The sequence below is a fragment of the Mycobacterium sp. 852002-40037_SCH5390672 genome (assembly GCF_001665875.1).
In the GTDB taxonomy this organism is placed as follows: Bacteria; Actinomycetota; Actinomycetes; order Mycobacteriales; family Mycobacteriaceae; genus Mycobacterium.
In genome coordinates this window covers 1-1,083 of record NZ_LZTA01000016.1, presented here as the reverse complement: position 1 = coordinate 1,083, position 1,083 = coordinate 1, and the positions used below count along the sequence as shown (strand labels likewise).

The following is a 1,083-nucleotide window of genomic DNA, read 5'->3' as shown; positions in this document are numbered from 1 at the left end:
CGGTCAGCAGACCATATAAAGACGAACTCATATTCCAGTCCTTGCTCCGCCGTGGGGACTACCGAAGGCTCTCGGAGACGCTACCCCAACGATTGCGACAGGGCGTCAGTGCTTTCCGGAGTCCTGGTCCTTGAACACATCCCGCACGATCAATCCGAGCAAGACGATCAGACCGAGCGGCACCAGCAGTTTGAAGACGATGGATGCGTGGCTGTACAGCAAGCAGTACGCGACCGCCCCGATCACCACCATGACGAGCAGAATGGCGCGATTGATCTTGTCTGTACTCATTGAAGAAACCTAACCTGTCGATCGACGAGGTGTCGTAAGGCGTCAAAACCCGAAGTCGCCGCCACCACCGGAATCCGACCCGCCGCCGAAGTCCGATCCGCCGCCGAAATCGGAGCCGCTGGAGTCCCAGCCGCCCCCGGAGTCCCAGCCGCCGCCGAAGCCCGCGTCACCACCAGCGAATCCGACGTCCGCGCCACCCGAGTCCTGATAGCCGCCGGTGAACCCCACATCGGCCGGCGGGCTGTCGTAACCGGCTGCTTGCCCGCCGTCATAGCTGTAGCTGTTGGCATCCGCGAAGGCGGAGTCCTGGCCGGCCTCGAAGCCGCGCTCGTAGCTGCCACCCCAATGGTCGTCCAGTAGCGCGTCCATCAGCAGCACATCGGTCAGCGCCCACGTCCAGCCCGCACCCCAGAATGCGTACGGGTAATAGCCGGGGTAGAAGAACATCCCGTTGTGGTAGCCACCGCCGTAGTAGTGCGGGTAACCCGGCTGCGCCGTAGTGCTGTAGTTGTTGTTGTTGATCGTCACCGACTCACCCGTGTCGGGATTCTTGGTGCGCACCGTGGCCTGCTTGCGCTCATCGGCGGGCACCGACGTCACGGCCGCGACGTCGGCCGTTGGCCGCGGGTTGAGCTTCTGATTGGCCTTGGCGACCGTGGACTCCACCACCCGCAGATGCGCCCGTGCCGCGCCGTAATCGCCTTTCTCATAAGCTTTTCGGGCGTCGTACAGGCCGGAGTTGGCTTTCAACGACTCGGCGCTGACGTCGGCGCCACTATCGGTGAGCACCGC

Annotated in this window: 1 protein-coding gene and 1 pseudogene; both read right to left on the bottom strand. The window is 63.4% G+C overall.

Features of this window, described 5'->3' with window-relative positions; genetic code table 11:
• Positions 1 to 105 precede the first annotated feature (105 nt).
• Positions 106 to 291: a hypothetical protein gene (locus tag A5782_RS04165; RefSeq protein WP_067095591.1), complete on the bottom strand. Its 186-nt coding sequence runs from the start codon at positions 289 to 291 to the stop codon at positions 106 to 108.
• A 42-nt stretch (positions 292 to 333) separates the two neighbouring features.
• Positions 334 to 1,083 (bottom strand): annotated as a pseudogene (locus tag A5782_RS26415) (hypothetical protein); the annotation flags it as partial.